Consider the following 1,599-nt stretch of genomic DNA (forward strand, 5'->3'; position numbering starts at 1 on the left):
TCCAGGAGACCGTCCAAGCGCTTCTCGGCGAAGCGCCGTCGCCAGGTCGTGACCGTCACGCGCGTAATGCCGAGCCGCCAAGGTGATCGGCTGTTAGCATGAAGTCTCCTGTCCAATCGAGCTCGTCGGCCAGAAATATCTAGATGATCATGGCAATATGAGCGCCGGAGTTGCCTGTTACAGGTTACGTTTCGAGCCACTTGCCAGTGTCCATTTTTTCATGACAGCTGTCATTGACACGACCAGCTCCTTCATCCCACCGTGCTGGCGCCTGCCCATCGTGGTGATGAGTTAGGCGCTTCTTGATTCGTAACAGTCTCGGGACGTCTCAAACAGAGGGCAGCAGGTTGATGCAGGCGTTGGACTTGCGATCAGACGATGGAGACGCTTTTGGTATGGCGCCTGGGGACTTCCGCTTCCCAAGCCTCTATATCCTGGTTAGAACAGCAGCGTTGATGGCTTGTGCCGACGGCTTGCCAAAAATGATCGAGCGACATGCGTTACTGGCTTTCTTGTATCGCCAGGATGTTGTTGAGGCCCGCTGCAAAGATCCAATCCTTGCGGTCTACGACCAAGCCGTTGCTGGCTTACAGGCTGGACTCCAGCCTAAGGCTAACGAGTTGGGCCTTTTGCGGCTCGCTGCAGACGATCACCATGCTGCGGTGATCATCGCGATGGCAGCAGCACATGTAGCTGCCTCCGACGGTGTCGTTCAACCCCAGGAAATCGTGATGCTTCGCCTGATCCGCAACCAACTCCTGCTCTCCTAACCCGAAGGAGCGCAGCTTCGTCACGTAGTCAGCCCTCTTGTTGATGGGTTACTCGATGTCAGGCGCCACACGCGCTTGACGCAACAGCGATGCCAGCGCTCGATGGGGAGACCGGCTGCTTCACCTCACTACAATACGGCCAGCCCTATCTGGCTGGCGCGACGTCCGGCTGCATCCTGCCTCGAATAGAAGCAGGTCGGCATCGAAATTACTGACGTTGCTATTCGTGGTTAACAGAATTTTCCGCGCCTGGGAAAACCCCGCAGGCGAGCCGCATACCAGCTCCGTTCACGACCTCCCGCCAGTGGTCCATAGTATAGTTCAAACTGACTAAGTTGCCGCTCGCCATAGGACCAGAGTACATTTCCTGATACAAGCTACGCCGCCTCTGCAACCCACAGTCATATTCTACTTGATATCTGACTGAGCGATCGTTTGTCTTCCCAAACGCCACACTGTCGCTAAAATCTTGCAGCCTCCAAAGAAGGACATCATTGCCGCTGCGCACGGTGTTATTGCCATCAACGTAGCGAGTGACTGATCCACTCGCTCCGAGTAGTTGCCACTCGGGCTGGTGCGTCGATGCTCCTTGCACTTGCGACATGGGTCCGAGAGCGATCAACGCCAACAAGATTGCCGCAGAATGAAGCTTCATGTGCTAACTCCAAACTTCTCAACGCATCGATCACGGAATCCAGTGAGCCGTCAGTGTCCGCCAAAAAGCCTGCCCGCACGTGACGTAGCTCCAACTGGCGTTGTCACGTTAACTGGCGGTCTGCGACGGCCTGGGCGAGGATGATGGCATGAAGAAGCCGCCAGACCCGCACCA

General features: G+C 56.2%; 2 protein-coding genes. One reads left to right on the forward strand and one right to left on the reverse strand.

Annotated elements, in window-relative coordinates:
- Positions 1 to 350: 350 nt before the first annotated feature.
- Positions 351 to 770 (forward strand): hypothetical protein, encoded by a 420-nt coding sequence (locus GSQ92_RS07415; protein ID WP_159013261.1) that lies wholly within the window; start codon positions 351 to 353, stop codon positions 768 to 770.
- Between the two features lie 220 nt (positions 771 to 990).
- Here GSQ92_RS07415 and GSQ92_RS31650 read toward each other — a convergent pair whose 3' ends face one another.
- On the reverse strand, positions 991 to 1,425 hold the full coding sequence (locus tag GSQ92_RS31650; protein WP_371418545.1) for a surface-adhesin E family protein: 435 nt from the start codon (positions 1,423 to 1,425) through the stop codon (positions 991 to 993).
- Positions 1,426 to 1,599: the final 174 nt, after the last annotated feature.

Origin of the sequence: Acidisoma sp. S159 (genome assembly GCF_009766125.1) — a bacterium.
Taxonomy (GTDB): domain Bacteria; phylum Pseudomonadota; class Alphaproteobacteria; order Acetobacterales; family Acetobacteraceae; genus Acidisoma.

What these genes read in the sequence shown, in the direction of transcription:
- GSQ92_RS07415 (WP_159013261.1), top strand. Translation starts at nt 351, where the DNA reads ATGCAGGCGTTGGACTTGCGATCAGACGATGGAGACGCTTTTGGTATG.
- GSQ92_RS31650 (WP_371418545.1), bottom strand. Translation starts at nt 1,425, where the DNA reads ATGAAGCTTCATTCTGCGGCAATCTTGTTGGCGTTGATCGCTCTCGGA.